Source organism: Flavobacterium gillisiae, from assembly GCF_900107635.1.
In the GTDB taxonomy this organism is placed as follows: domain Bacteria; phylum Bacteroidota; class Bacteroidia; order Flavobacteriales; family Flavobacteriaceae; genus Flavobacterium; species Flavobacterium gillisiae.
On sequence record NZ_FNRD01000018.1, the window covers coordinates 12,160 to 38,939 of the forward strand.

Sequence of the window (26,780 nt, forward strand, 5' to 3'; positions counted from 1 at the left end):
CCTTTTCTACTTTTATAAAGGAATTGTTATTTAATTTCAGTAATGCTAACGGCATAACCTCCGCCTGGTGCACTCAATTGAGATAGCTTAGACTTGCTAGTCACAACTACTTTACGAATGACATAGGCTTGCGGGTTTGTTTTGTAATGCGCATCTTTAGCATCGGCATAGATAGTCGCGGTGTATTTTTTTCCTTTCTCTAAGAAGTCAAATTTAATATTTGAAGTACGAGGCGTTTCACCATTTACATTCCCTACAAACCAGTTGTTAGTTCCTTTTGCTTTACGAGCGACAGTAATGTATTGTCCTGGCTCTGCTTCAAGGTATTTGCTTTCTGTCCAATCGATAGCCACATCTTTGATAAATTGAAAAGCATCCAAAAAGCGGTTGTAGTTCTCCGGTAAATCAGCCGCCATTTGAAGCGGACTGTACATAGTAACATACAAAGCCAATTGGTTTGCAATCGTACTGTTTACATGCGAATGATTGTCAGGATTCAATTTGCTCAAATCCATTTCGAAAATCCCTGGCGTATAATCCATTGGTCCTCCAATTAATCGTGTAAAAGGCAATAAAGTAACATGGTTAGGTTTAGAACCTCCAAAAGATTGGTACTCCGTTCCTCTAGCTGATTCGTTCCCGATTAAGTTAGGATACGTTCTGGATATTCCAGTAGGGCGAACAGCCTCATGCGCATTCACCATAATTTTATATTCGGCTGCTTTCTCTAATGCATACTGGTAATGGTTTACAACCCATTGGTTGTAATGATTTTCTCCTTGCGGCAAAATATTTCCTACATAACCACTTTTTACAGCATCATATCCATTGTCATTCATGAATTGGTAGGCTTTGTCTAGATGGCGCTCGTAGTTGCGAACAGATCCTGAAGTCTCATGATGCATAATCATTTTAACTCCTTTAGATTTTGCATACGCTTGAATTCCTTTCACATCAAAGTCTGGGTAAGGAGTTACAAAGTCAAAAACATAATCTTTAGAATGACCAAACCAGTCTTCCCATCCTTCATTCCAACCTTCGACTAAAACACCACCAAAACCATTTGCAGCAGCAAAGTCAATATATTTTTTGACATTTGTAGTTGTCGCTCCATGTGTGCCATTTGGTTTTGCTTTCGAAAAATCAGTTATTCCTAATTGAACAGCAGGGTATTCATTAGTATACGACCAAGAACTTTTTCCTGTAATCATTTCCCACCAAACACCAACGTATTTCACTGGTTTAATCCAAGAGGTATCCTCGATTTTACAAGGATCATTTAAGTTCAATGTCATTTTTGAAGCCAAAATATCTCGGGCATCATCGCTCACCATTACAGTACGCCAAGGAGAGGTATTTGGAGCTTGCATGTATCCTTTGTCTCCTATTGCATCTGGAGTTAACCAAGATTCAAAAATCATGTTTTTATCATCTAAATTCAAATGCATACAAGAATAATTAATCAATGCAGCTTCGTGAAGGTTGATGTATAATCCGTCCGCCGATTTCATCATTAATGAAGTCTGTACTCCCGTAGTTGAAAACGAAGTTTGAGATACATTAGCTGTTTTTGCTTTTTCACTTAAACCTCTAATTTCAGATAATTTAGAAGTGGTAAAATCGTATTCCTGAGTATCGTAATCACCCGGAATCCAAAAAGCAGTATGATCAGCTGCCATCGCAAACTGCGTTCTTTCTTCTTTAATTATAAAATAAGTAAGGTTCTTTTGGGATGGAAACTCATAACGGAAACCTAGACCTTCGTCAAATAAACGAAAACGAATTACGATTTGTCTGTCTGTTCCTTTTTGGTTTAACGTAACAGCAAGTTCATTATAATGATTGCGAATTTCGGCTACTTCACCCCAAACAGGTTTCCAGTTTTCGTCAAAAGTGGCCGTTTTTGTATCTACTACAGTGAAGTCATTTAGCAATGATTTTTCATCGTTTTTAAGCTCTAAACCTAATTTACTGGTTTTTATGACTTCTTTGTTTTTGTATTTTAAAGCATATGTAGGAGTTCCGTCAGATTGTAACGAAAAGTCCATTATAAAGGCTTGATTCGGGGATTTTAATTGTTGTGCATGGGCACCACTAAATAAGGCAAGCCAGATAAGTGAAGTGAAAATTAAATGTTTCATTTTTTGGAATAAATTAATGATTACTATTTTTTGGATCGTACTATTTTTTTGTTGGTCTTATATAAGTTCGATATAGTAAATATATGCCCTTTATGCCTTGAATGTTTTTGTGATTTTTAAAAAGTAGATTGCATAATGTTTTTAAACAATTAAATACCTGATTTATAGATGTTTATAATTATTTTGTAATGAAAAAAAGTAGTGTATTTTTAATCTAAAAAGGGAACAATCAGACTGTTTTAACGATCAAATCTACTTTTAGTATTTAGGTTTCGTTATTTTATACCCGTTCCTATTCGCATGACATTAGCCTCGAATTCTTCACGAGGACCCGCTGCTTTGTTTTTGATTTGGGAACGATAATTATAAATAGTGGATACAGAGTAGCGAAGAAAAATAGCAATTTTAGCACTGTCTTTAATATCCAAACGAATCAGTGCCACAATTCTTAATTCGGTGTTCAGAAACTCTCCGTCTTTCAGTTGAGTCAATTCAGTATCTATAAGCAACCCTTCAAATTCGTTGATAAAGTCAGGAAATAGCAGTAAAAAGGTTTTGTCAAAATTAGTGTAAAACTCTTTTAATTCGGCTTCAATAAACTGTTTTGATTTAATGGCGCTGATGAGGTTATTCATTTTACCTGCGGTTGCCATCACATTCAGTTTTCGGCGATAACCTTCTAATTTCCCAATATAATCCGAACATTGATCCATGTATTTACCAATGTAAATCTCTTTTACAAGGTTGGCTTCCGTAAGCGTACTGTTCGTCTCCTTTAGTTTTAAATTAATGGCTTGTAAGGCAATATTTAGTTCTGACAATTGTGAATTTGCATTGTTCAGATCCTTTTGAGCAATCTTCAATTTTTTCATTTGCTTGAAAAGTAGAATCAGTACAATTAACAAAATTACAGTCAATAGACTCACACTTACTAGAAATAACCAGAGTTGCCTTTGGTTTGTTTGGTTCTGATGTTCATACGCTTCGCTGATAATGGGCATCATTTTAGATATCTCGTAGGTTCTTAAACGCGCGTTACAAAAGAGCGCATCTTCTAGCGAGCGTTGTATGTATTTGTAAGCTCTGTCGATGTCGCCTTCTTCGTATAGTAAAAAGGCAAGATTTCGCAGCGAAATATTTTCTTTTTTGGCCAACTTTAAGTCGGAAATTGCAGAAATGGCCAACCATTTTTTCTCAGAATCTCGGTCTTTTTTTTGATGGTAGGCGTGAGAAATGATATAGGCAAAAACCGCCCTGTCGGGATCAGAAAGGGAAATAGTAGGGAAAATACTAAGGAGTTGTTGCAACGCTTGGTCCTCTTGTCCTTTTTCGATTAGTAACTCTGCTTGAATAATTAGGTGTTGGCGAGACTGCTTGGGGAAATATTGAAGCGTGGAATCACGGTATTTTTGTGTTAATGTAGCATATTTTTCTTTTTCATAAATAGAGGTTGCATAATCGTACATATAGCCATAAAGCACACGGTTTACAACATAGTAAGAGCCTTTTAATTCTGGAGAACGATTGCCAGGATTTTTTGTAAGAATGTCGGTAGCTTCTTTGTACATTCCTAAAGTACCCATTATGGAAGCGAGATTAAGGGCGGCTTGATCACTTCTTTTAGGATCGTTCAAACGAATTGCGATTTGCATACTTTTTCGAGCAAAAACCAATGCAGAATCCGATTTGTAAACTCGGTATTCTTCATAAAGTTGACCGTAAACTTTTTGTTTTTGAAGGTCGCTCAAAGCAGGTTTTAAAAGCTGTTTAAGGGAATCAATGGTGTGCTCTTTTTGGTTGGAATAGAATTGATGATTCTCGATTGTCTGATCCAATTCCCTTAGCAAAGACGCTGAATTCTCCTGAGCAAAAAGCAATGCTGGAAAAAGAAGAACAAAGAAGAATGGCAACAATCGATTCATTAAAAGGGAATTATGGTCGGGTAAAATTAACTAAAAATACAAAGGAATCTGTGTTTGCTAATACTAAATATATAGCGGTGTTTTTGGTTGTAACCAGAGGGAAACAATAATTTTCAAACCGCGGGTAGCTAACAGTGACAGGATTTCGTAGTTGAAAACGATAAATACTATCATTTTTTACGGCTTTCGTTTTTTATAAAGACATATATTCCATAAGTAGCGCGTAAATCATTAAATTTGTAGCTTATACAAAGATATGTTAGAAAAAGAAGTATTAAATTTCGAAAAAACAGCCATTGTTGGGATTGTAACTCAAAATCAAAGTGAAGAGAAGCTTAGAGAATATCTTGACGAATTAGAGTTTTTAACCTTTACGGCAGGTGGGCAAGTGGTCAAGCGTTTTTCACAAAAAATGGAACGACCAAATCCTAAAACATTTGTAGGAACAGGGAAAATAGAAGAGATCCATCAGTATGTAAAAGAGAATGAAATTTCAACATTGATATTTGATGATGAATTGACTCCTTCGCAACAAAAAAATATTTCTAAAGTAATAGTGGAATGCAAAATTCTTGACAGGACACACCTTATCTTGGATATATTTGCGCAAAGAGCAGAGACTTCCTATGCTAGAACCCAAGTAGAATTGGCACAATGCCAATACCTTTTACCTCGACTTTCTGGAATGTGGACTCACTTGGAGCGTCAAAAAGGGGGAATTGGAATGCGTGGACCTGGAGAAACAGAAATTGAAACAGACAGACGTATTGTACGTGATAGAATTGCCTTATTGAAAGATAAAATCAAAGCGATTGACAAACAAATGGGTACACAGCGCGGCAATCGTGGGGCTATGGTTCGTGTGGCTTTAGTGGGATATACCAATGTAGGAAAATCAACTTTGATGAATGCCATCGGAAAAAGTGATGTTTTTGTCGAAAACAAGCTTTTCGCTACTTTGGATACCACAGTTAGAAAAGTAGTCATTAAAAACTTGCCTTTCTTGCTTTCTGATACGGTAGGTTTCATTCGAAAATTGCCTACACAATTAGTAGATTCTTTTAAGAGTACGCTGGATGAGGTTCGTGAAGCTGACCTGTTATTACATGTAGTTGATATTTCACATCCTGAATTTGAAGATCATATTGCCTCGGTAAATCAAACGTTAATGGATATCAAAGCAAGTGACAAACCGGTAATTATGGTTTTCAATAAAATTGATGCCTACACTCATTTGACGATTGACGATGATGATTTAATGACCGAAAAAACACCAAGACACAATACACTTCAAGAGTGGAAGTCTACTTGGATGAGTCGAGTAGGAGAGGAAAATGCCTTGTTCATTTCGGCAACAAACAAAGAAAATTTTGAAGAATTAAGAGAACGTCTTTATGAAGTGGTAAGACAAATTCATATTACCCGTTTTCCATACAATAAGTTTTTGTATCCTGATTATAAAGATGCGGTAGAGAAAGAAGTAGATGAAGAAGATGAGGACGAATAATTAAATCTTGTCATTATAAAAAGCCAAATCCCTTTTGAATTTCAAGAGGGATTTTTTTTTGGGCATGCCCCAGCTTCCACTCCGTTGCAGCTGCGTCGCGCTGTACGTTGCAATCTTTTATTTCGCTGCGCTACATAAAAGGATTTCCACTTCCATCCCTCATGCAAGACTGCTGCGATAATAACGATTAGTTTTAAAATTACTGTGGGTATAGTATTTAGACTATTTGCAGTAAAAAAGATTATATTTGATAGTAAATTCTGACTGCTTCTTAATAATAAGCCCCCTCTGGTGCTCGTCTGCGACGAGTACCTACTTAAATTGGAAGACAAATTTTAGCGTTTGCAACGCGGTTCACTACATCTATAGTAGTAAATGGCAATTCTGCTTCTATTTTTTCATATTATGGTTTTCTTAAAAGTAATATATTTGAATAAAAAACAATGTCTGAGAAATCCCTCTGGTGCTCTGGTGCTCGTCTGCGACGAGTACTTACTTAAATTGGAAGACAAATTTTAGCGTTTGCAACGCGGTTCACTACATCTATAGTAGTAAATGGCAATTCTGCTTCTATTTTTTCATATTATGGTTTTCTTAAAAGTAATATATTTGAATAAAAAACAATGTCTGAGAAATACAAAGTTATCGACAGTACAGTCCCAACTTTTATTACGATAACAATTGTAGACTGGGTTGATTTACTTGTACGACCTATCTATTGTAATATATTAGATGAATCCTTAAATTATTGTATCAAGGAAAAAGGTTTGAGTGTACATGCGTATGTATATATGACCAGTCACATTCATTTAATTGTAACTGCATTTGATGGTGAATTGCAAAATGTCATTCGGGATTTTAAAAAATTCACATCAAAAAAATTAATTGAAGCTATTAAAGAACATCCAGAGAGCAGACGAGAATGGTTATTACGAAAATTTAGTTTTGAAGCTCAAAAAACAGGAAGGGCTACAAATTATAAATTATGGAAAGATGGTTTTCATCCCGTTTTATTGAATACTTTGGAAAAAATTGAGCAACGTGTAAACTACATACATTATAATCCAGTTGAAGCAGAAATCGTTTTTCATGAGAGAGATTATGTAAACAGTAGTTATAGGAATTATGAAGAAGATAACACTGTTTTTTGTAATGTAAATGTCGAACCTTTATGGTAAGTTACTTATAGGAGCCGCATTGCAAACGCTTTATATGGTTCGCGCAAGAAAGTAGGTACTCGTCGCAGACGAGCACCAGATTAAAGCGGAAAACCTGCCTATCAAATAATTGAAAAAAACTTTATAATTGAAGGCTGGAGAGAAAGAAGTAGATAAAGGCAATGAGGACGAATAATTAAATCCGGTCATTATAAAACACCAAATCCCTTTTGAAGATTTTCAAAAGGGATTTTTAGATTCTTATTATGCTTGGTTTCTAGAAACCGTAATTCACGCCTATTCCAAAGACTTCTTTGACTTGCACTGCTTGTACAGAATTGTCGTCATATATAGTTTGTAAAGCGACATTTGCCGATAGGTATTTGTTGATTTTCATTACCACATTCATTTGGTAATCGATATCCACATTTTGTGGGTCATCTAAATAATTAGAATATAGATTTAGACGATTCTCGATAGAAACGTTCGCCATCACACTCAACTTATAATAGGCTGAAATACTAGCTCCAAATTCAAATCTAGAGTTGTCGCCTTGCAAAACACCAAAAGAAGGGCCAAAGTCAGTAAAGTGATTGTGTACCAAGATTAGTTTTGATGTAGCGGGAGAAAAGTTGACACTCAGGTTATTGCTTTTCTTCCATAGCATCCCAGGTCCCAATTGGAAATAGGCCGGAGAGAAAAAATGGGATATATTCAGATCATTTTTATCGTAACCCACGTCCATTTGCGTTTTAAAATTAAAAAAGACCGAGTAGTACCAATCGCCTTTTGCTTTTTTACCCCAAATTGAATTCAGCTCTAGACGGTCATCTGTTTTGGCAGTTTTATTGTCGCCTTTAATTTTACTTAATCCATAAGCAAGGATAAATTTATTATCCCAAACAACAGCGTCTTTTTTATAATTGAAGTCGTAGTTAACGCCAAAATTCCCTGCTATGTTTGATGTTCCTCCACCGAGCCACTGTCTGTTGTAAGCAGATTGGTTAAAAAGCAACGAAAGATTTCCTTTTTTTGTCCAAAGTTTGGTGGTGTCTTGTTGAGTTTCCTGAGCACTTCCAACAAGTACAGCTAGAATGAAAACAATGGAAAGTAGTGATTTTTTCATGTTTCAGTGTTTTTAAATAATTCTATTTTTTTGCTTTATATAAGGGAACGGCAGAGCAAGCTTCACCATACATAATGCTACGGGCGAAGGGTTGCAAGTTTTGCGCAGCCAAAACATAGGCACGCATAGGTACCGGTTTTTGCGAACAGCCTTTTATAATAATGGCTTTATTAGCATACGCCGAGTAGTCAATTTTAGCTAGTAATTCCTCATACAAAGCAGCATTTAGATCGTCGATGTTTCCATTTACGATTTTCTTGGCAAAAGGAGCAAGTTGAATAGTCACTAAGATGGAAGCCCATGCCGGAACAATGGCGTCCGTACTGCAATTGACTGCCACAAACTGATCCTGATACTGTGTCCAATCGTGATTTTTAAGATGTTCCCTAAAATCTTTTTCTTTCAATAGAAAGCCTTCCAGAAGCCATTGTGAAATGTCAACCTGAGACCGAATACCTTTTGGATAGTAGTCTTCTAAATCGAATACCTCCAGTGCACTATTTGCCACTTTATTTATTATCTCTTCCATTTTGTTAGTGTTCAATAATCAGTGTTCAGTTTTTCAGTGTTCAGCTACTAACGGAATACTAAAAAACTGACTACCGAATACTATCTTTAAAGCATTCCTAATTCTAATTTTGCTTCTTCGCTCATTAAGTCTTTGCTCCATGGCGGATCAAAAGTAATTTCTACTTCAGCGTCTTTTACATGCTCGATTGACCTTACTTTTTCTTCCACTTCTCTTGGTAAACTTTCCGCAACGGGACAGTTAGGAGAGGTTAGAGTCATCAGGATTTTTACTTCGTAATCCGTGTTTACCATTACGTCATAGATTAATCCTAATTCATAAATATCTACAGGGATTTCAGGATCGTAAATTGTTTTTAATTTTTTTACGATCGCTTCTCCTAATTCGTTAGTGTCTATATCTTGTTCCATTTTATTTTAATTTTTTAATCTGTTTTAGTGTTTGTTATTTTTCGAACCATATAAGTAAAATGAGTTTTTTAATCAAGTTCGCATATGACTTATATGTTAAAATTATTTTTGTGAGTTGAATGCCAAAGCATACATTTTTATATTCTTAATCATTGATACTAATCCGTTGGCGCGAGTAGGTGATAAATGTTCTTTCAGTCCTATTTCGTCAATAAAATCCATATCAGATTCGAGAATGTCTGAGGCAGTTTGATTTGAAAAAGTACGAATCAAAATGGCGATGATTCCTTTTGTCAAAATCGCATCACTATCTGCGGTGAAGACCACTTTATCATCATTTTTCTCTCCTTGCAACCACACTTTCGATTGGCAGCCTTTTATCAAATTACTTTCAGTTTTAAATTCTTCTTTAATTAACGGAAGCTTTTTTCCTAATTCGATGATGTATTCATAGCGCTCCATCCAGTCGTCAAACATGGAGAATTCGTCTACTATTTCATCTTGTATTTCTTTAATTTTCATCGTTTTGTTTTGCAAATGAATTTATTTTATTTACGAATTTTTTAATTTCTTTTGGTGGAAAACCATGGTCAAAACTAGTTGTTTCGTAGGTTTTATCTTGAAACGTGATTTTAAAATTAGCAATAGCAGCACCGTCATAAAAACGTTTTTCAGTTGGTGCTTTCAGTTTTGGTAAGCTATCTAATTCCATTTTTTTGAAACAGTTTACTAGTTCTTCCCAATCTTCGGATGCTATTTTCGTAGCCACGGCTTTGTCTTGTCCGCTTCTATCTTTTGAAATTGTGACCATTTGATTTTGAACCGTTATCTTTTGGTAAAACCCTCTTGTATTTGCGGTGTATTCAATAACAGCAGATTCTAAATCTTGTTTGTTTTGGCCTTCACAGCTTTTTCCAAGAAAAATTGTCAATAATAATAAAGATAGTATTCTCATCGTTTAAATAGTTAAGATAACATTAGTGTTGCTCTTTTTACCGCTTCAACCATAACGTCAATTTCTTCTTTGGTATTGTAAAAAGAAAATGAAGCTCTTATTGTGCCCGGAATATTGAAATAATTCATAATCGGTTGCGCACAATGATGCCCCGTTCTAACCGCTATTCCTAATTTGTCAATTATGGTGCCAATATCGTATGGATGAATGCCTTCAATATTAAACGAAATTACGGAAGTTTTTTCTTTTGAAGTACCAAAAATTTTCAATCCTTCAATTTCTAATAAACGTTTGGTTCCGTATTCCAACAATTCCAACTCTTGTTTCTGAATGTTTTCGAAACCAATCTCATTCATATAATCTATTGCAGTTCCTAAAACGATTCCACCAGCAATATTTGGCGTACCCGCTTCAAATTTATGAGGTAGTTCAGCATAAGTTGTTTTTTCGAAAGTCACCTCTTTGATCATTTCTCCACCGCCTTGATAAGGAGGGAGTTTATTCAACCAGGCTTCTTTTCCGTACAAAACCCCTACACCGGTTGGGCCACACATTTTATGTCCTGAAAAAACATAAAAATCACAATCTAGTTCTTGAACGTCAGGCTTTAAATGGGGAACGGCTTGTGCTCCATCAATTAAAACAGCAGCGCCAACAGCATGTGCTTTATCAATCATATACTTGATCGGGTTGATTGTCCCCAGCGCATTTGATATATGATTAGTTGTAACAATCTTTGTTTTTTCGGATAGTAATTTATCGTATTCGGCCATGATCAATTCCCCTTTTTCATTCATAGGAATGACTTTTAGGGTTGCACCAGTTTTCTCACACAACATTTGCCAAGGCACAATATTACTGTGGTGTTCTAATGCCGAAACTAATACTTCGTCACCCGGTTTTAATATAGCTGCAAATCCGTTAGCTACTAAATTGATTCCAAAAGTAGTTCCGGAAGTAAATAGCACTTCATGGGGAAATTTGGCGTTGATGTGATTTTGAATTTTACCACGTGAGATTTCATAAGCATCAGTAGCCAATTGGCTCAAAGTATGTACTCCGCGATGAATATTGGCATTAATTTCTTGGTAATATTTTGAAATGGCATCAATCACAATTTGTGGTTTCTGCGATGTGGCTCCGTTATCGAAATAAACTAAAGGTTTTCCGTTCACTTTTTGCGAAAGTATCGGAAAATCGGCTCTTATTTTTTGAATGTCTAGCATAATTATTTAGAAAAGTTCTAAATACAAAAGTACTAAAATCCAATTTGTTTTCGGTGCTAATTTGCTGTTTTTTATGTTTGTTTCTTATGCTTTCATAGAAATATCCTATTGAATTAATAAGGAGAAATTTTACTAAATTGCAGTAAAATAGTATCACATGAAAAAACTCTTCAAACTTGTTGGTTTTGCCTCTTTTATCGGGATTCTTTATTATGGATTCATAACCTATCCCAAATTGGATTTGATTTCTGGCTTTTCAGCCAAAAGTATTGCCTCAGGACATTTTATAGACCAGCGTTCCATGGAAATGATTGAAAAGGGAGACAACGATATTAAGATGATCGACTTGGCTACAAACACAATTGATGAAAACGGACAATTTGCGACCGCTTCCGTTTATGGGTTGAAAGAAAGAAAGGCGATTTACCGCGAAGGTTTAGGTGCTACTTTAATTGATGATAATTTTGATATCAACAAGCCTTATGATACTCCAAAGCGAAATAAAACGACGAACAATCTAATTTTTCCTTATGGAGATATAGAGCAAAAGGATACGGTTTTTAGCGAGGTGGATTATGCTAAATTGAATGCGGCTGTAGCCAATGCATTCGACGAAAAGGGGATAGTTGATAAGAGAACCCGATCCTTATTAGTGATTTATAAAGACAAAATTATAGCCGAGAAATACGATACGGGTTTCAATAAAGACAGCAAAATTCTCGGCTGGTCGATGACTAAAAGTATAACGGCAACACTATTTGGAATTCTTCAAAAACAAGGGAAGTACGATATTAATAAACCAGCTCCAATTGTAGAATGGAAAAATGATAATCGTAAAATAATCACGACCAATGATTTGCTACATATGAATTCTGGTTTGGCGTGGGAGGAAAATTATAGTGCAATCAGCGATGCGACTAAGATGTTGTTTCAAGCAGAAAATATGGGAAGAGTGCAACTAGAAAAAGAAGTGGCATTTAAACCTAACACGCATTGGAATTATTCTTCAGGAACAACCAACTTATTGTCCTACATTTTAAGAAATCAGTTTAAGTCGCATCAAGAATATCTGGATTTTTGGTATTCGGCGCTGATTGATAAAATAGGAATGAAATCGATGATTGTTGAAACGGATATGGCAGGAAATTTTGTAGGATCATCTTATTCTTGGGCTACTACGAGAGATTGGGCAAAATTTGGTTTACTTTATTTACATGAAGGAAATTGGAATGGCGAACAGTTATTCGACAAAAGTTGGGCTAAATACGTAGCTACACCAACGAATGATTCGAAGGGAGATTATGGCGCACATTTTTGGTTGAACGCAGGAGGAAGATATCCGGATGCGCCAAAGGATTTATACTCGGCTAACGGTTTTCAGGGACAGAAAGTATTTATTATTCCGTCACATGATTTGGTGATTGTACGAATGGGATTAACCGAAGATGCTAAGTTTGATGTAAACGGAATGTTGAAAGGGATTCTTGGAAGTTTGAAGAAGTGAGTGTAATCTTTTTCGTCTATTTTAAGTACATTAGACAAGAATTAAAGCTTAGTTATTGCAATTTATGAAAAATATAATTTTTATTGGAGGAATTCACGGTGTTGGTAAAGGGACAATTTGCAAAGAATTAGCTTCGAATACAACTATAAGCCATATCACTGCAAGTGAAATATTGAAATGGAATGAAATAAGTGATAGTGATAATAAGTTTGTAGCAAATATTTCTACTACACAAGAAAGATTAATTAATGGTCTTAAAAATTTAATCAAAAAAGATAAACAATATCTTCTAGATGGCCATTTCTGTTTATTAAATTCAGAAGGTTTTCCAATCAGAATTGATGAAGTTACTTTTGACAAAATTAATCCAAAAGCTATTGCGATTGTAATTGATGATATTGAAAAAATATCAAAGAGGTTAGAAAAAAGAGACGGTAAAATTTATGATATTAAAATTTTGAATGAATTACAACAAATGGAAATAGAATATGCCAAATATCTTTCTAAAAAATATTCGGTTCCTTATATCGAGATACAAGACGGAAATTATACTAAACTAATTGAAATTATTTAATAATGAAAATTTTACTAGATACCAATATCATTATTCATAGAGAAGCGAGTAAAATATACAAGCCAGAAATTGGCCAACTTTTCAAATGGATTGACAATCTTAAGTACTCAAAATACATTCATCCTTTAACAGTTGAAGAATTAGAAAGATATAAAGATCCGAATGCTCTCGATACGATGAGCATTAAGATTCAGAGCTACAATTTACTAAAACATCAAGCTCCATTAGGGGAAGAAATATTAAAAGTAAGCAAAAAAGTAGATAATCAAGACAACGATATAAATGACACTCAAATATTGAATGAAGTTTATGAAGGGAGGGTTGATATTTTAATTTCAGAAGACAAAAAAATCCATACTAAAGCAAAGCTTTTAGGGATAGAAGATAAGGTTTTTAAAATTGAAAATTTTTTAGAAAAAGTAACAGCTGAAAACCCTGAATTAGTTGATTATAAGGTTTTATCTGTTCAGAAAGTTGATTTTGCTGAAGTTAACATAAGAGATGTTTTTTTTGATAGTTTTAGGGAAGATTATGCAGAATTTGATAAGTGGTTTAATAAAAAGTCTGATGAGATCTGTTATGTCTGTTATAGCGAGGGTAGATTAACCGCTTTTTTATTTATAAAGAGAGAAGATGAAAATGAGAATTATTATGAAATCAATCCTGTTTTTGCGAAGAAAAAAAGATTAAAAATTGGAACATTCAAAGTAACTGCAAATGGTTATAAAATAGGGGAACGGTTTTTAAAAATAATTTTTGATAATGCCTTACAATTTAGAGTTGATGAAATATATGTAACTATTTTTGACCAAAGAGATGAACAAGAGAGGTTAATAGAACTTCTTAAAAACTGGGGTTTTAGTCATTACGGAACAAAAACAACTCATAATGGAGATGAACAAGTTTATGTTAGAACCTTTAGTAAAGAAATAATTGACGTTGAAAATCCTAAACTAACATTTCCATTTTTTTCTCGACAACAAAACATTTTTATTGTTCCAATATATCCGGATTATCATATAGAGTTATTTCCTGATTCAATTCTAAACAACCAGTCGCCAAAAGATTATATTGAAAGTTTTCCCCATAGAAACGCTTTAAGTAAAGTATATATATCACGTTCTTATGAAAAGAAAATGCAATCTGGTGATGTACTAGTTTTTTATATGACGGGTGGAAAATATAAAGGAGTTGCTACCACTTTAGGAATAGTTGAATCATGCGTACTAAACATCAATACTGAAGAAGAATTTCTTTCATTATGTAGAAAAAGAAGTGTGTTTACAAACGAAGAATTGTCTAAGCATTGGAATCACAATCCTGCTAATAGGCCTTTTATCGTTAATTTTCTTTATACATATTCATTTAGAAAAAGACCTAATCTTGAATGGCTAGTTGATAATGGAATTATTTTAAATTATGAAAATGTCCCAAGAGGTTTTACAAAAATTAGTATCGAGCAATTTGACAAACTTCTGAAATACGCTTATTAACATGAAAAGTATAGCGATTTGGTATAAACCCTTAGATTTCAATCTAGAAACTATTGAAAAGTTAGATTTGCATTTCAATTTTTGGAAAATTCCTAATGGAACAAGTAAATCTCATAAGTTCTTAGACATAGGAATTAAAATATCTAACACTAAAAATATTGAAGCCTTAAAAATCTATTTTCCAGTAAGAATCAAAGACGCAGATTTTGAAGACATTGTTGAAAAATTTATTCATAAAGTAGATTTAGTTAGTGCTATTTTTAATGAAAATTATAAGGTTATTTCGACAGCAACAAGCAAATCTTTTGAAATAAAAGATACAAAGAACGAATTTGTATTTAATATATATAAAACATCTATCTCCGACTTAATTTTTGAAGATAAGTATGAAGGAACTGTCGTTAGCATTTGTATTCCTAAAGAAGAAAAGACAAATTATTTTAGGTTCAGAATTAAAGGAGATTTTATAAATTCATTAACTACAATAAGTAGGCCTACAAACTCAATTTTTCAAAGTGCTTTTTCTGAAATTGAAATGATAGACTTTAGAGTCAATGAAATACGAGATTTAAATCACGATTTGCTTGAACAAATTAATGTAGAAAGATTATTGAAAATTCAAAAACAACATTTTTTCTTTATTTGTTCAAAAGATGAAGAATTAATTGGTAATCACCAACCTTTTTTAAGTTGTAGAAATTTAGAAAATTATAAGTGGGATGATTATGTAGGAAACAAAAAAATAGATAATCAAACATATTTAGCTTATCATTGGAAAGAAAAAGAAGTCGAAAGCGTTAGTACACTTATAAAAACAAAATATGAGAAAAATAATTGGAAAACGATAGCCAAATATACGATATTTGCAGTCATATTTGCTGTAGTTGTGAATTTGGTTAGTAACTGGCTATATGAAGTTATAAAAGGCATATAAAAGTTTAAATCTAGGTAAAGAATGAAAGTAGTAATGTCAATTAAGCCAAAGTTTGCAAATAAAATATTTGACGGAACTAAAAAATTTGAATTTAGGAAAGCTATTTTCAAAAACCAAAATGTTACTTCCGTTTTGGTTTATGCGTCATCACCAGTGCAGAAAGTAATTGGTGAATTTGAAATTGGAGAAATATTTAATTTTGACCTTAAAACTCTATGGGATAAAACCAAAGAACATTCAGGAATAACGGAGGATTATTTCTATGAATATTTTGCTGATCGTAAAAACGGATTTGCAATTCAAATAAAAAATAAGAAAAAATTTAAAATACCCAAAAGCCTTAAGGAGGATTATAATTTGACTCCGCCTCAATCTTTTGCTTATTTTAACTCAGATGAATAGTGTTTTTTAGCCCCGATAGAAGTGAAAATCCTTTTTAAGGTTTTTACCGAAAAAAGATTGTAGCGGATAGCGGGAAATAGCTCCAAAAAAAATAACCCTTTCAAAGTTCAAAACTCTGAAAGGGTTAAATGTTTTAAGTCCTTAATTATTACAAATCAAATCCAATTTTAACGCCTAATTTGTTGGCGATAATTTTAGTAATTCTCTGTTTTAATTCTGGTATTTTGATGCTTTCGATAACGGCATTCGAGAACGCGTACATCAATAAAGCTTTGGCTTCTTTTTGTGGAATTCCACGTTGTTGCATGTAGAACATGGCAGTTTCATCTAATTGTCCTATGGTACAACCGTGTGAACATTTTACATCATCAGCAAAAATCTCTAATTGTGGTTTGGCGTTGATAGTCGCTTTATCACTCAATAAGATATTATTGCTTTTTTGGAATGCGTTGGTTTTTTGAGCCTCTTTTTCTACGAAAATCTTCCCGTTGAAAACACCAGTTGAACGGTCAGAAAAGATTCCTTTGTAATCTTGGTGGCTTTCACAATTTGGAGTAGCATGTTGTACCAAAGTGTAATGGTCTACGTGTTGTTTTTCTCCAATAATCGTAATTCCGTTTAAGTAACTTACTATTCTTTCTCCAAAATGGTAGAAGTTCAAGTTGTTTCTAGTTAGGTTTCCACCAAAAGAAAAAGTATTAACTGCCACACTACTTTCTTGTTTTTGCGAGACATAAGTGTTGTCAATCAAGTTAGCGGTTAGCTTGTCGTTTTGAATTTTATAGAAATCTACAATGGCACGTTTTTGAGCAAAAATCTCCGTAACCGAATTGGTCAATACTGGGTTTTCAGTCAAACTTTGGTGGCGTTCAATAATTTGAACATGTGAATTTTCGCCCACAATCACCAAGTTTCTTGGTTGTACCATAAGTGCAGACTCATTTCCTGTTGAGAAATACATGATCTCAATAGGTTTGTCAGCGACTTTGCTTTTTGGGATATTGATATAAGCTCCTTCAGTGGCGAAAGCCGTATTCAATGAAGTTAAACTTTCCTCTTTGTTGGCAATTTGATTATAATAATTATCAATAATCATCTTGTATTTTGGTTTATTCAATGCCGAAGACATTAAGCAAACATCAATTCCTTCGTGAGTTGTAGACGATAAGTATGAGCTGAAAATACCATCAATAAATACTACTTTGTAAGTGTCTACCTCATGTAAAAAATATTTTTTTACATCAGAATATTGAATGCTGTTTTCTTTTTTAGGGAAAACGGTAAAGTCGTTTTTTAAGAGAGCGTTTAGCGAAGTATATTTCCAAGCTTCGTCTTTCTTAGTTGGGAACCCTTTATTTTCAAAGTTTTTTATAGCCGAAGTTCGTACATCATGAAGTTCAGAGTGAACATCAAGGCGCTCTTCAAAAGCCATAAAAGACGAGATTAATTTTTCTTTCAAATCCATTTTCTTTGTTGTTTAAAGTTTAAGGTTTAAAAGTTTAAAGTTGTTGTGGGAACTTTAAGCTTTAGACTTTAAACAAATTTTATGCTTCTTGTTCTTGTTTAATCCAGTCATATCCTTTTTCTTCTAGCTCTAAAGCCAAAGAAGCGTCTCCAGATTTCACGATTTTACCATTAAGTAAAACATGAACGAAATCAGGAACGATATAATCTAATAAACGTTGGTAATGCGTGATTACTACAATTGCGTTTTTTTCGCTTTTTAATTTGTTCACTCCATTAGCTACGATACGTAACGCATCGATATCTAATCCAGAATCAGTTTCGTCAAGGATAGCCAATTTTGGCTCTAGCATTGCCATTTGGAAAATCTCATTACGTTTTTTCTCTCCACCAGAAAATCCTTCGTTAAGAGAACGAGAAAGAAACTTTCTGTCAATTTCTAATAATTCTGATTTTTCACGAATCACTTTTAGCATTTCGTTAGCCGGCATTTCTTCTTGTCCGTTTGCTTTACGCGTTTCGTTGATTGCTGTTCTGATGAAGTTCGTTACCGATACTCCTGGAATTTCAACAGGGTATTGAAAAGAAAGGAATACCCCTTTGTGGGCTCTTTCTTCCGGAGCTAATTCACTAAGGTCTTCTCCGTCTAAAGCAATTTCTCCACTTGTAACTTCGTAGTTTTCGTTTCCAGCAATGATGGACGCAAGTGTACTTTTTCCAGCACCGTTTGGTCCCATTATCGCATGAATTTCTCCTGCTTTTACCTCAAGGTTGATTCCTTTTAATATTTCTTTATCTCCAATGGAGGCGTGTAAATTTTTTATGCTTAACATTAGTTTTTTATTTTAAACCATTAAGGTATTAAGATTCATTTAGTTCTCTTTTTGCAATAGGAAAATTATCCTACAGATCCTTCAAGAGATATTTCCAATAATTTCTGTGCTTCGACAGCAAACTCCATCGGTAACTTGTTCAGTACATCTTTACTGAAACCATTCACGATTAAAGCAATTGCCTTCTCAGTTGGAATTCCACGTTGGTTGCAATAGAAAACTTGGTCTTCACCAATTTTACTTGTTGTCGCCTCATGTTCAATTTTTGCTGATGGATTTTTGCTTTCGATATAAGGGAAAGTATGCGCTCCACAGTTGTTACCCATTAATAAGGAATCACATTGTGAAAAGTTTCTTGCGTTATCCGCATTTGGCGAAATACGAACTAAACCTCTGTAACTGTTTTGTGATTGACCCGCTGAAATACCTTTAGAAATAATAGTCGATTTAGTGTTTTTTCCTAAATGGATCATTTTAGTTCCAGTATCAGCCTGTTGAAAGTTATTGGTAACAGCAATCGAGTAAAACTCCCCTACTGAATTGTCTCCTTTTAATATAACAGATGGATATTTCCAAGTTACGGCAGAACCCGTTTCTACTTGTGTCCAAGAAATTTTTGCGTTTTTCTCGCAGATTCCTCTTTTAGTCACAAAATTGAAAACTCCACCTTTACCTTCTTTGTTTCCAGGATACCAGTTTTGTACGGTAGAATATTTAATTTCGGCATCGTCCATAGCAATTAATTCTACTACGGCAGCATGCAACTGATTTTCATCACGACTTGGTGCAGTACAACCTTCAAGGTAACTTACATAACTACCTTCATCGGCAATTAGTAATGTTCTTTCAAATTGACCTGTTCCCGCTTGATTTATTCTAAAGTATGTCGAAAGTTCCATTGGGCAACGAACCCCTTTTGGAATATAACAGAATGAACCGTCAGAGAAAACAGCTGAATTCAATGCAGCATAAAAATTATCTTTTTGTGGTACAACAGTTCCTAAATATTTACGAACTAATTCTGGATGCTCTTTAATGGCTTCAGAAATACTCATAAAGATGATTCCTTTTTCGCCTAATGTTTTCTTGAATGTTGTTGCAACTGAAACGGAATCAACTACGATATCCATGGCTACATTATTCATCATCTTTTGCTCATCAACAGAGATACCTAACTTTTTATACATTTCTAAAAGTTCCGGATCTACATCGTCTAATGTTTTATTAGGATCAACCGCTTTTGGCGCAGAATAATAAGAAATAGCTTGAAAATCTGGTTTAGTATAATGTACGTTTGCCCATTCTGGTTCGATCATTTCTTGCCAAGCGCGAAATGCTTCAATTCTCCAGTCAGTCATCCATTGTGGCTCTCCTTTTTTATGGGAAATAGCGCGAACGATATCTTCATTTAAACCAATAGGAAACGTATCCGCTTCTAATTCGGTGTAAAATCCGTACTCGTATTCTTTAGTTTCGAGTTCGATTTTTAAGTCGTCTTCTGTGTATTTTGACATTTTTTTTCTAATTAGAACCATTTAGGAATTAAGTTTCATTTTGGCGTTGTATGCGCTTCATTTTCTTAATTTCTATATAGTGTGAAATTTATGTTTTTAATCGATGTGTAATTAAAGTGAGAAACTTTCCCCACATCCACATGTTCTATTTGCATTAGGATTGTTGAAAATGAATCCTTTTCCGTTTATTCCGCCTGAGAACTCTAAAATTGTTCCAGCTAAATAAAGAAAAGATTTTTTCTCCACTGCAATTGTTATTTCGTTGTCTATGAATATTTTATCGTCTTCGCTTTTGGCTTTGTCAAATTTTAAATCATAAGACAAACCGGAACATCCGCCACTTTTCACACCTACTCTTACGTAGTCTGTAGCAGCATCAAAACCGTCCTCTGTCATCAAATCGATGATTTTCTTTTTGGCAGTATCTGAAACCTTTATCATTGTTATATTGATTTTGTCTAAATTAACGACAAAGATACTATATAAAAACCTTTTTCCATAACTGATAACATTTTTATAACTAATAGCAAAATAGAAAAAGTCGATGTGATTTCATTTAAAGCAGATCAATTTTCATAAATTGCAATCTAATTATGAAAAAGACGAAGATTTAAAGTAAAATCTCTTATTTGTTAATGGATAGGGCGATCTAATTAGAATCTTTTAATTCTTCAATTTTTTAATCTTTCAATTCAAAAAAATGAAACTATATCCTATCGAGACCGGAAATTTTAAATTAGATGGTGGCGCAATGTTTGGTGTTGTACCAAAAACCATTTGGAGCCGAACCAATCCAGCCGATGCTAATAATTTGATCGATATCGCAGCAAGATGCCTGCTTATTGAAGATGGTAACCGATTAATTTTAATCGATACCGGAATGGGAGACAAGCAATCAGAGAAATTCTTCGGCTACTATTCGCTTTGGGGTTCTCATTCTATGGATAAATCATTGGCAAAATATGGTTTTAGCCGTGATGATATTACCGATGTTTTTATGACGCATTTGCATTTTGACCATTGTGGAGGAAGTGTGCAATGGAACAAGGAAAAAACAGGCTACGAACCAGCTTTTAAAAACGCTAAGTTTTGGTCTAACGAAAATCATTGGGAATGGGCCACAAAACCCAATCCGAGAGAAAAGGCTTCTTTTTTGTCAGAAAATATTTTACCAATGCAAGAAAGTGGGCAGTTGAATTTTATCAAAAGACCCGAAGGTGATTTTCTGGAACAATCAGAATTAGGTTTTGGCATTTTCTTTGCTGATGGTCATACCGAGAAGCAAATGATTCCGCACATTCAATACAAAGGCAAGACAATTGTTTTCATGGCAGATTTATTGGCGACAGCCGGACACATTCCAGTTGCTTATGTAATGGGATACGATACCAGACCGTTGTTAACGATGCCGGAGAAAACAAAGTTCCTGAATGCCGCTGCTGACAATGATTATTATTTGTTCCTAGAACACGATGCACATAATGAGATTATTACCGTGCAACATACCGAAAAAGGAGTGCGATTGAAGGAAATTTTTAAAGCGGACGAAATCTTAACATAGTGTTAATCGTTTTTATTATGTAACAAAATAAATTATTTTAGACAAATATTTACAACTCATAAAGAAAATTATCAATGAATAGTATTAAACCGATTTGCCTTTCTGCCTTTGCCGTTTTGGTTTTGGCTGGATGTGGAGCTCAAAAACAAGTTTCAAGTTTTAGTTCTTTAACGGCAATTACTGCCCCTTTAAATGTTAAAAAAACTGCTGCTTTAAAAGAGAATGAATTAAAACGTTGGAGTCATTTAGACATCGTAAATGATACAATTCCTGGAATGAGTGTTGACAGAGCTTATGCAGAACTTCTTAAAGATAAAAAGGGAGTAAAAGTTATTGTTGGAATTGTAGATTCAGGTGTTGATATTGAACATGAGGATTTAAAATCAGTAATTTGGACCAACTCAAAAGAAATTGCGGGTAACGGAATTGATGATGATAAAAATGGATATGTTGATGATATTCATGGTTGGAATTTCCTTGGAGACATCACTAAAGAAAATCTAGAATACGAAAGAATCATCAAGGACAAAAACTTGGTAGATGAAGTAACGTATCAAGAAGCGAAGAAAATCAATGATGAAAAAATAGCTAAAGCACAAGCAGGGAAGACGCGTTTAGAGGGACTGCTAACTAGTACAGCAACTGCTGATGCTGTTATCGAAAAGCATTTAGCGAAGCGTGTTTATACTATTGATGAAGTAAATGCAATTGATTCAAAAGATGCTACAATATTAGAAAGTAAAGTAACAATGCAAAGAATGCTTTCTTATGGAATGAGTATAGTTGATCTAGAAAAAGCAATCCAAGGTGATATTGATGAAATGTCTGCCATTCTTAATGGAGATAATCTAAAACAAAATTACAGAGACGTTGTTGGAGATAACCCAAACGATTTATCGGATACTAAATACGGAAATAATAACGTAATGGGACCAGACAAGGAAAAAATCCTTCACGGAACTCACGTTGCAGGAATCGTTGCTCAAGTTAGAAATAACAATTTAGGTGGAGATGGTGTTGCTAATAATGTTGAAATTTTGACAGTTCGTGCTGTTCCAGACGGAGACGAATATGATAAAGATATTGCGTTAGGAATTCGTTATGCAGTTGATAACGGAGCGAAAGTAATCAACGGAAGTTTCGGAAAAAGTTTTTCTCCTCACAAACAATGGGTGTATGATGCGATTAAATATGCCGAAAAGAAAGATGTACTAATTGTTCACGCTGCCGGGAATGATGCAAAAGATATTGATAGTTACGATAATTTTCCTAACGATTCAGATGATAAAAAAACAGAATTTGCGGATAATATGATTACTATCGGTGCTTTGAATTTTGAGTATGGTGATAAAGTGGTAGCACGTTTCTCTAACATTGGGAAAGTGAATGTGGATGTTTTTGCACCAGGAGTGAAAATTTATGCTACAACGCCAAATAACACTTACAAATATTTGCAAGGGACTTCAATGGCTGCACCAAATGTTGCTGGAGTTGCTGCTATAATTCGTTCTTATTACCCAACATTAACGGCAGCACAAGTAAAACACATCTTGATGGATTCAGGTGTAGCGATTACTGAAACTGTTGTTGTAGGAGGGAACCCAAAAGACAGTCGTTCTTTTACGACTTTGTCTCAATCAGGAAAAATAGTAAACGCATACAACGCCTTATTAATGGCGGATAAGATGTCGAGAAAATAAATAGAATAGTTAGAAACCCAATGGAAGGACAACTGTCCTTCCATTTTTTATTTAAATACCATGAAAAAACTGCTGTTAATTTCTTTTATTACTTTCAATGTAGGAGCCATCTCTGCGCAAAGCACGGCTTATTGGCAACAACATGTTGACTACAAGATGGACGTTGCGATGGACGTTAAAAACTATCAATACAAAGGGAAGCAAGAATTAGTGTATACTAATAATTCGCCGGATACTTTGAGAAAAGTGTATTATCACTTATTCAATAATGCTTTTCAACCAGGAAGTGAAATGGATGCGCGACTACACAGCATCAAAGATCCTGACGGAAGAATGGTAAACAAAGTAAAAGTAGATGGTAAAGAGGTTAAAGTAAGTCGTATCGAAAGTTTAAAGCCAGATGAAATTGGGTATTTAAAAATTTCTAATTTTAAGCAAGATGGTGTTGCCGCTGAAACAAAAACAGTAAGTACAATTCTTGAAGTTACTTTGGCTAAGCCAATTCTACCAAATAGTAAAACTACTTTTACCTTAGATTTTGACGGACAGGTTCCAGTACAAATTCGTCGTTCTGGTAGAAATAATTCAGAAGGAGTTGAGTTATCAATGGCACAATGGTATCCTAAAATGGCCGAATTTGATTTCGAAGGTTGGCATGCTGATCCTTATATCGCTAGAGAATTTCACGGTGTTTGGGGAGATTTTGATGTAAATATTACAATTGATAAAGACTATACTTTAGGAGGTTCTGGATATTTACAAAACCAAAATGAAATTGGACACGGATACGAAGACGCTGGTGTTAACGTAAACTATCCTAAAAAACTAAAAATGTTGACTTGGCATTTTGTAGCGCCAATGGTTCATGATTTTACTTGGGCTGCTGACAAAAACTACATTCACGATGTGGTAAAAGGACCCAATGATGTTGCTTTACATTTTCTTTACAAAAACTATCCAAAGACCATTGAAAACTGGAAGAAAGTAGAGCCGATGATGGTTGATGTAATGGATTTTTACAATAAAAATATTGGAAATTATCCATACAAACAATATTCATTTATTCAAGGTGGTGATGGTGGAATGGAATATGCCATGTGTACTTTGATGCTAGGAAACGGAACTCTTGAAGGAATTTACGGAACAGCAACGCATGAATTAGGACACTCTTGGTTTCAACATATTTTAGCTTCAAATGAATCTAAACACCCATGGATGGACGAAGGATTTACAACTTATGTTGAAGACTGGGCACAAAATGAATTAGGGGCTAAAAAAGTGGAAAACCCTTTTGAAGGAAATTACAAGGCTTATTATAGTTTAGTGAATTCAGGGAAAGAGCAACCGCAAACTACTCATGGCGATCGTTATGATGAAAACAGACCGTACAGTATTTCGTCTTATGTGAAAGGAAGCTTGTTTTTATCACAATTAAACTACTTGATAGGGAAAGATAAAACGGCAGAAACCATCAAAAGATATTACCACGATTTTAAATTCAAACATCCTACACCTAATGATGTCAAAAGAACTGCTGAACGTGTTTCGGGAGCAAATCTAGATTGGTATTTAGTTGACTGGACAGAAACGTTGAACACGATTGATTATGGTATTAAAGCGGTAACGGATAACGGTGACAAAACGACTGTAAGTTTAGAAAGAATTGGTAGAATACCAATGCCTATTGACTTACTAGTAGAGTATACTGATGGAACTACGGAAAGTTTTTATGTTCCGTTGCGTTTGATGAGTTTCGAAAAAGAAAACCCAAATCCTGCAGTGAAAAGAACGGTGTTGAACGACTGGACTTGGGCACAATCTAACTATGATTTTACTATTGCTAAAGCAAAAGGTACAATCAAGAAAATCACTATCGATCCAAGTGGATTAATGGCTGATGTGAAACAAGAGAATAACGTTTATAAACAATAAATAGTAGTACTAAATTTAAGTAATGGTTCATGAATATTAACTATAACGAATCTAATAAATCCATCGAGATTAAGGACGGACTTAAAAACTATGTCTTCTTACTGAACTTTCTGATGGTTTTAAACCTACTGAATGCGATTCTAAATTTATCAGATATTAAAGCAAGCTTTGGTTTCATGAAAATAATATGGTTGGTATTAGGAGTTGTTTCAATTGTGATACTTTATAATTCTATTTTTAAAAAATCAACAAGAGAAAAAATACCAATTGATAAAATTAAAGGATTGAATCAGCGGATCTTTTTAGGAAGAAAAAAATATTTTATTGAATTAAAGAACGGAAAAACCCGCGATTTATTAGAAGTAAAATCAGAATCAGAATTTACCAAATTGCGTACGATGTTTACAAAAAACGGAATTCTACAATAAAAGTAAAAGGTCGCAAAATATATATTTTGCGACCTTTTTTATGTTTAGGAAAAAGAGAGTATTGTGTTCGACGAAAGGAAACACTAAATTTGTAACAAACGATTTTATAAATACGATATGAATCCAACTATAACAATTATTGGCGCAGGAATTTCAGGGCTTACAGCAGGATTGCATTTGCATCGCCAGGGTTTTTCTGTAAAAATCATAGAGGCTAGTGATAGGGCAGGTGGGAGAATAAAGACAGATAGTATCGATGGATTTAAGCTTGATCGTGGTTTTCAAGTTTTGCTTACTTCCTATCCAGAAGCGAAAATGCTATTGGATTACGAGGCATTGCAACTCAAGACTTTTTTACCTGGAGCAACTGTACTTTATGACGGTGGTCAATTTGAAATTGCCGATCCGTTTCGAAGACCTTCAGCATTATTGGCTACTGTTTTTGCTCCAGTTGGGTCCTTGAAAGACAAACTCAACACTTTTTTATTAAAGCAAAAATTAGTGAGCAAATCAATCGAAGGAATCTTTATGCAAGAGCAAAAGTCAAGCTTAGAGCAATTGAAAAATTACGGATTCAGTTCTAAAATGATTAACCGTTTTTTCAAACCATTTTTCTCAGGTATTTTTCTCGAAAACAATTTGTCAACGCCTAACCGGATGTTTGATTTTGTGATGAAAATGTTTTCGGAAGGCGATGCTGCAATTCCCGCATTGGGTATGGAAGAAATTCCAAAACAATTAGCAAGTCAATTGCCTGCAGATTCTTTTTTGTACAATACTAAAGTAGTCGACATTCGCGAAAATACTATTTTTACTGATACGGGTGCTGAAATAAAATCGGATATTATTATAGTTGCGACCGAGGCGAATAATCTGATTTCGAAATTAAAAAACAATGTTGAGACCCAACATCATTCTGTTACCAATGTCTATTTTCAAACTAAAATTGTACCTTCAAACAAAGCGGTAGTCATTCTAAACGCCTCTGAAAGTAAAAAAGTGGTAAACAACTTGACGGTAATGACAAACGTCAGTAAAGCGTATGCTCCGGCAGGGAAAGTATTAATTTCGATATCCTGTAATGGTATTTTAGATTTGTACGAACAGGAATTAGTACAAAAAATAAAAAACGAATTGCAACCTTGGTTTGGAAAACAAGTCGAAGAATGGTCACACTTGAAGACTTATAAAATTAAATATGCATTGCCAAACCTCAAAGTTCTTAAAGATGATTTAACAATTGATGATATGAAAATCAAAGACAATCTATATTGTTGTGGCGACCATTTGCTGAATGGCTCTATAAACGCCGCTATGAAATCAGGTCGTTTGGTGGCCGACTTGATAATTGCAGAGAATCGCCAAAATTATATCGAGAAGAATTGATTGAACAAAAGTTCTCGATACATTTTGACTATTGAATTCACTTAATTATTATAATTCTATCAGCCAAAACACTCGAACTGAC

Annotated in this window: 24 protein-coding genes; 12 read left to right on the forward strand and 12 right to left on the reverse strand. The window is 34.3% G+C overall.

Annotated features, from left to right (window positions below):
- Positions 1-26: 26 nt before the first annotated feature.
- Entirely contained in the window at positions 27-2,141 is a 2,115-nt protein-coding gene (locus BLV35_RS18510; protein WP_091093737.1) for a glycoside hydrolase family 97 protein, read from the reverse strand.
- 275 nt (positions 2,142-2,416) lie between these two features.
- Entirely contained in the window at positions 2,417-4,063 is a 1,647-nt protein-coding gene (locus BLV35_RS18515) for a DUF6377 domain-containing protein (RefSeq protein ID WP_143031887.1), read from the reverse strand.
- A 256-nt stretch (positions 4,064-4,319) separates the two neighbouring features.
- On the opposite strand from BLV35_RS18515, the gene hflX reads away from it, so the two are divergent.
- Together hflX and BLV35_RS18530 are read left to right on the forward strand one after the other, a co-directional pair.
- Positions 4,320-5,570, forward strand: a complete 1,251-nt coding sequence (gene hflX, locus BLV35_RS18525; protein ID WP_091093743.1) for a GTPase HflX — start codon at positions 4,320-4,322, stop codon at positions 5,568-5,570.
- Positions 5,571-6,193: 623 nt separating this feature from the next.
- Positions 6,194-6,748, forward strand: coding sequence for a transposase (locus tag BLV35_RS18530; RefSeq protein WP_091093745.1), 555 nt, complete (start codon positions 6,194-6,196; stop codon positions 6,746-6,748).
- A gap of 256 nt (positions 6,749-7,004) precedes the next feature.
- On the opposite strand, the gene BLV35_RS18535 is transcribed toward BLV35_RS18530, so the two are convergent.
- The 6 genes from BLV35_RS18535 to BLV35_RS18560 all read right to left on the reverse strand — a co-directional run bounded on the left by BLV35_RS18535 (position 7,005) and on the right by BLV35_RS18560 (position 10,973).
- Positions 7,005-7,853, reverse strand: a complete 849-nt coding sequence (locus BLV35_RS18535; RefSeq protein WP_091093748.1) for a DUF3078 domain-containing protein — start codon at positions 7,851-7,853, stop codon at positions 7,005-7,007.
- 22 nt (positions 7,854-7,875) lie between these two features.
- Complete coding sequence (locus tag BLV35_RS18540) at positions 7,876-8,382, reverse strand: DUF2480 family protein (protein ID WP_091093751.1); 507 nt, start codon at positions 8,380-8,382, stop codon at positions 7,876-7,878.
- 86 nt (positions 8,383-8,468) lie between these two features.
- Positions 8,469-8,792 carry an SUF system Fe-S cluster assembly protein gene (locus BLV35_RS18545; RefSeq protein WP_091093754.1) on the reverse strand — a complete coding sequence of 108 codons (324 nt, stop codon included), beginning with the start codon at positions 8,790-8,792 and terminating at the stop codon, positions 8,469-8,471.
- A gap of 102 nt (positions 8,793-8,894) precedes the next feature.
- Positions 8,895-9,314 (reverse strand): SufE family protein, encoded by a 420-nt coding sequence (locus BLV35_RS18550; RefSeq protein ID WP_091093756.1) that lies wholly within the window; start codon positions 9,312-9,314, stop codon positions 8,895-8,897.
- A complete protein-coding gene (locus BLV35_RS18555; protein ID WP_091093759.1) occupies positions 9,304-9,747 on the reverse strand; it encodes a hypothetical protein in 444 nt (147 codons plus the stop codon). Before BLV35_RS18555 ends, BLV35_RS18550 begins: the two co-directional genes overlap by 11 nt.
- Before the next feature lie 11 nt (positions 9,748-9,758).
- On the reverse strand, positions 9,759-10,973 hold the full coding sequence (locus BLV35_RS18560; RefSeq protein ID WP_091093762.1) for an aminotransferase class V-fold PLP-dependent enzyme: 1,215 nt from the start codon (positions 10,971-10,973) through the stop codon (positions 9,759-9,761).
- 157 nt (positions 10,974-11,130) lie between these two features.
- Between BLV35_RS18560 and BLV35_RS18565 the strand changes: the two genes are divergently transcribed.
- From BLV35_RS18565 to BLV35_RS18585, 5 genes are all read left to right on the forward strand, one after another.
- A complete protein-coding gene (locus BLV35_RS18565; protein WP_091093765.1) occupies positions 11,131-12,477 on the forward strand; it encodes a serine hydrolase domain-containing protein in 1,347 nt (448 codons plus the stop codon).
- A 64-nt stretch (positions 12,478-12,541) separates the two neighbouring features.
- Positions 12,542-13,051, forward strand: coding sequence for an ATP-binding protein (locus BLV35_RS18570; RefSeq protein WP_091093767.1), 510 nt, complete (start codon positions 12,542-12,544; stop codon positions 13,049-13,051).
- A gap of 2 nt (positions 13,052-13,053) precedes the next feature.
- The gene (locus tag BLV35_RS18575) at positions 13,054-14,544 is read left to right on the forward strand and encodes a PIN domain-containing protein (RefSeq protein WP_091093769.1); all 1,491 of its coding nucleotides are present in this window, start codon (positions 13,054-13,056) and stop codon (positions 14,542-14,544) included.
- A 1-nt stretch (position 14,545) separates the two neighbouring features.
- On the forward strand, positions 14,546-15,478 hold the full coding sequence (locus BLV35_RS18580) for a hypothetical protein (protein ID WP_091093771.1): 933 nt from the start codon (positions 14,546-14,548) through the stop codon (positions 15,476-15,478).
- Between the two features lie 21 nt (positions 15,479-15,499).
- Positions 15,500-15,880, forward strand: a complete 381-nt coding sequence (locus BLV35_RS18585; protein ID WP_091093774.1) for an ASCH domain-containing protein — start codon at positions 15,500-15,502, stop codon at positions 15,878-15,880.
- Between the two features lie 148 nt (positions 15,881-16,028).
- On the opposite strand, the gene sufD is transcribed toward BLV35_RS18585, so the two are convergent.
- The 4 genes from sufD to BLV35_RS18605 all read right to left on the reverse strand — a co-directional run bounded on the left by sufD (position 16,029) and on the right by BLV35_RS18605 (position 20,132).
- Positions 16,029-17,345, reverse strand: coding sequence for a Fe-S cluster assembly protein SufD (gene sufD / locus BLV35_RS18590; protein WP_091093778.1), 1,317 nt, complete (start codon positions 17,343-17,345; stop codon positions 16,029-16,031).
- A 79-nt stretch (positions 17,346-17,424) separates the two neighbouring features.
- Positions 17,425-18,177, reverse strand: coding sequence for a Fe-S cluster assembly ATPase SufC (gene sufC, locus BLV35_RS18595; RefSeq protein WP_091093779.1), 753 nt, complete (start codon positions 18,175-18,177; stop codon positions 17,425-17,427).
- A 65-nt stretch (positions 18,178-18,242) separates the two neighbouring features.
- Entirely contained in the window at positions 18,243-19,691 is a 1,449-nt protein-coding gene (gene sufB / locus BLV35_RS18600) for a Fe-S cluster assembly protein SufB (protein WP_091093782.1), read from the reverse strand.
- A 111-nt stretch (positions 19,692-19,802) separates the two neighbouring features.
- Complete coding sequence (locus BLV35_RS18605; RefSeq protein ID WP_091093784.1) at positions 19,803-20,132, reverse strand: HesB/IscA family protein; 330 nt, start codon at positions 20,130-20,132, stop codon at positions 19,803-19,805.
- 259 nt (positions 20,133-20,391) lie between these two features.
- Between BLV35_RS18605 and BLV35_RS18610 the strand changes: the two genes are divergently transcribed.
- The 5 genes from BLV35_RS18610 (at position 20,392) to BLV35_RS18630 (ending at position 26,698) form a co-directional block, all read left to right on the forward strand.
- Complete coding sequence (locus BLV35_RS18610; RefSeq protein ID WP_091093787.1) at positions 20,392-21,252, forward strand: MBL fold metallo-hydrolase; 861 nt, start codon at positions 20,392-20,394, stop codon at positions 21,250-21,252.
- 74 nt (positions 21,253-21,326) lie between these two features.
- The gene (locus BLV35_RS18615) at positions 21,327-22,952 is read left to right on the forward strand and encodes a S8 family peptidase (protein WP_091093789.1); all 1,626 of its coding nucleotides are present in this window, start codon (positions 21,327-21,329) and stop codon (positions 22,950-22,952) included.
- Positions 22,953-23,012: 60 nt separating this feature from the next.
- Positions 23,013-24,884 carry a M1 family metallopeptidase gene (locus tag BLV35_RS18620; protein ID WP_091093791.1) on the forward strand — a complete coding sequence of 624 codons (1,872 nt, stop codon included), beginning with the start codon at positions 23,013-23,015 and terminating at the stop codon, positions 24,882-24,884.
- A gap of 29 nt (positions 24,885-24,913) precedes the next feature.
- The gene (locus BLV35_RS18625; protein WP_091093793.1) at positions 24,914-25,312 is read left to right on the forward strand and encodes a hypothetical protein; all 399 of its coding nucleotides are present in this window, start codon (positions 24,914-24,916) and stop codon (positions 25,310-25,312) included.
- Between the two features lie 117 nt (positions 25,313-25,429).
- Positions 25,430-26,698, forward strand: a complete 1,269-nt coding sequence (locus tag BLV35_RS18630) for an NAD(P)/FAD-dependent oxidoreductase (RefSeq protein WP_091093796.1) — start codon at positions 25,430-25,432, stop codon at positions 26,696-26,698.
- Positions 26,699-26,780 lie beyond the last annotated feature (82 nt).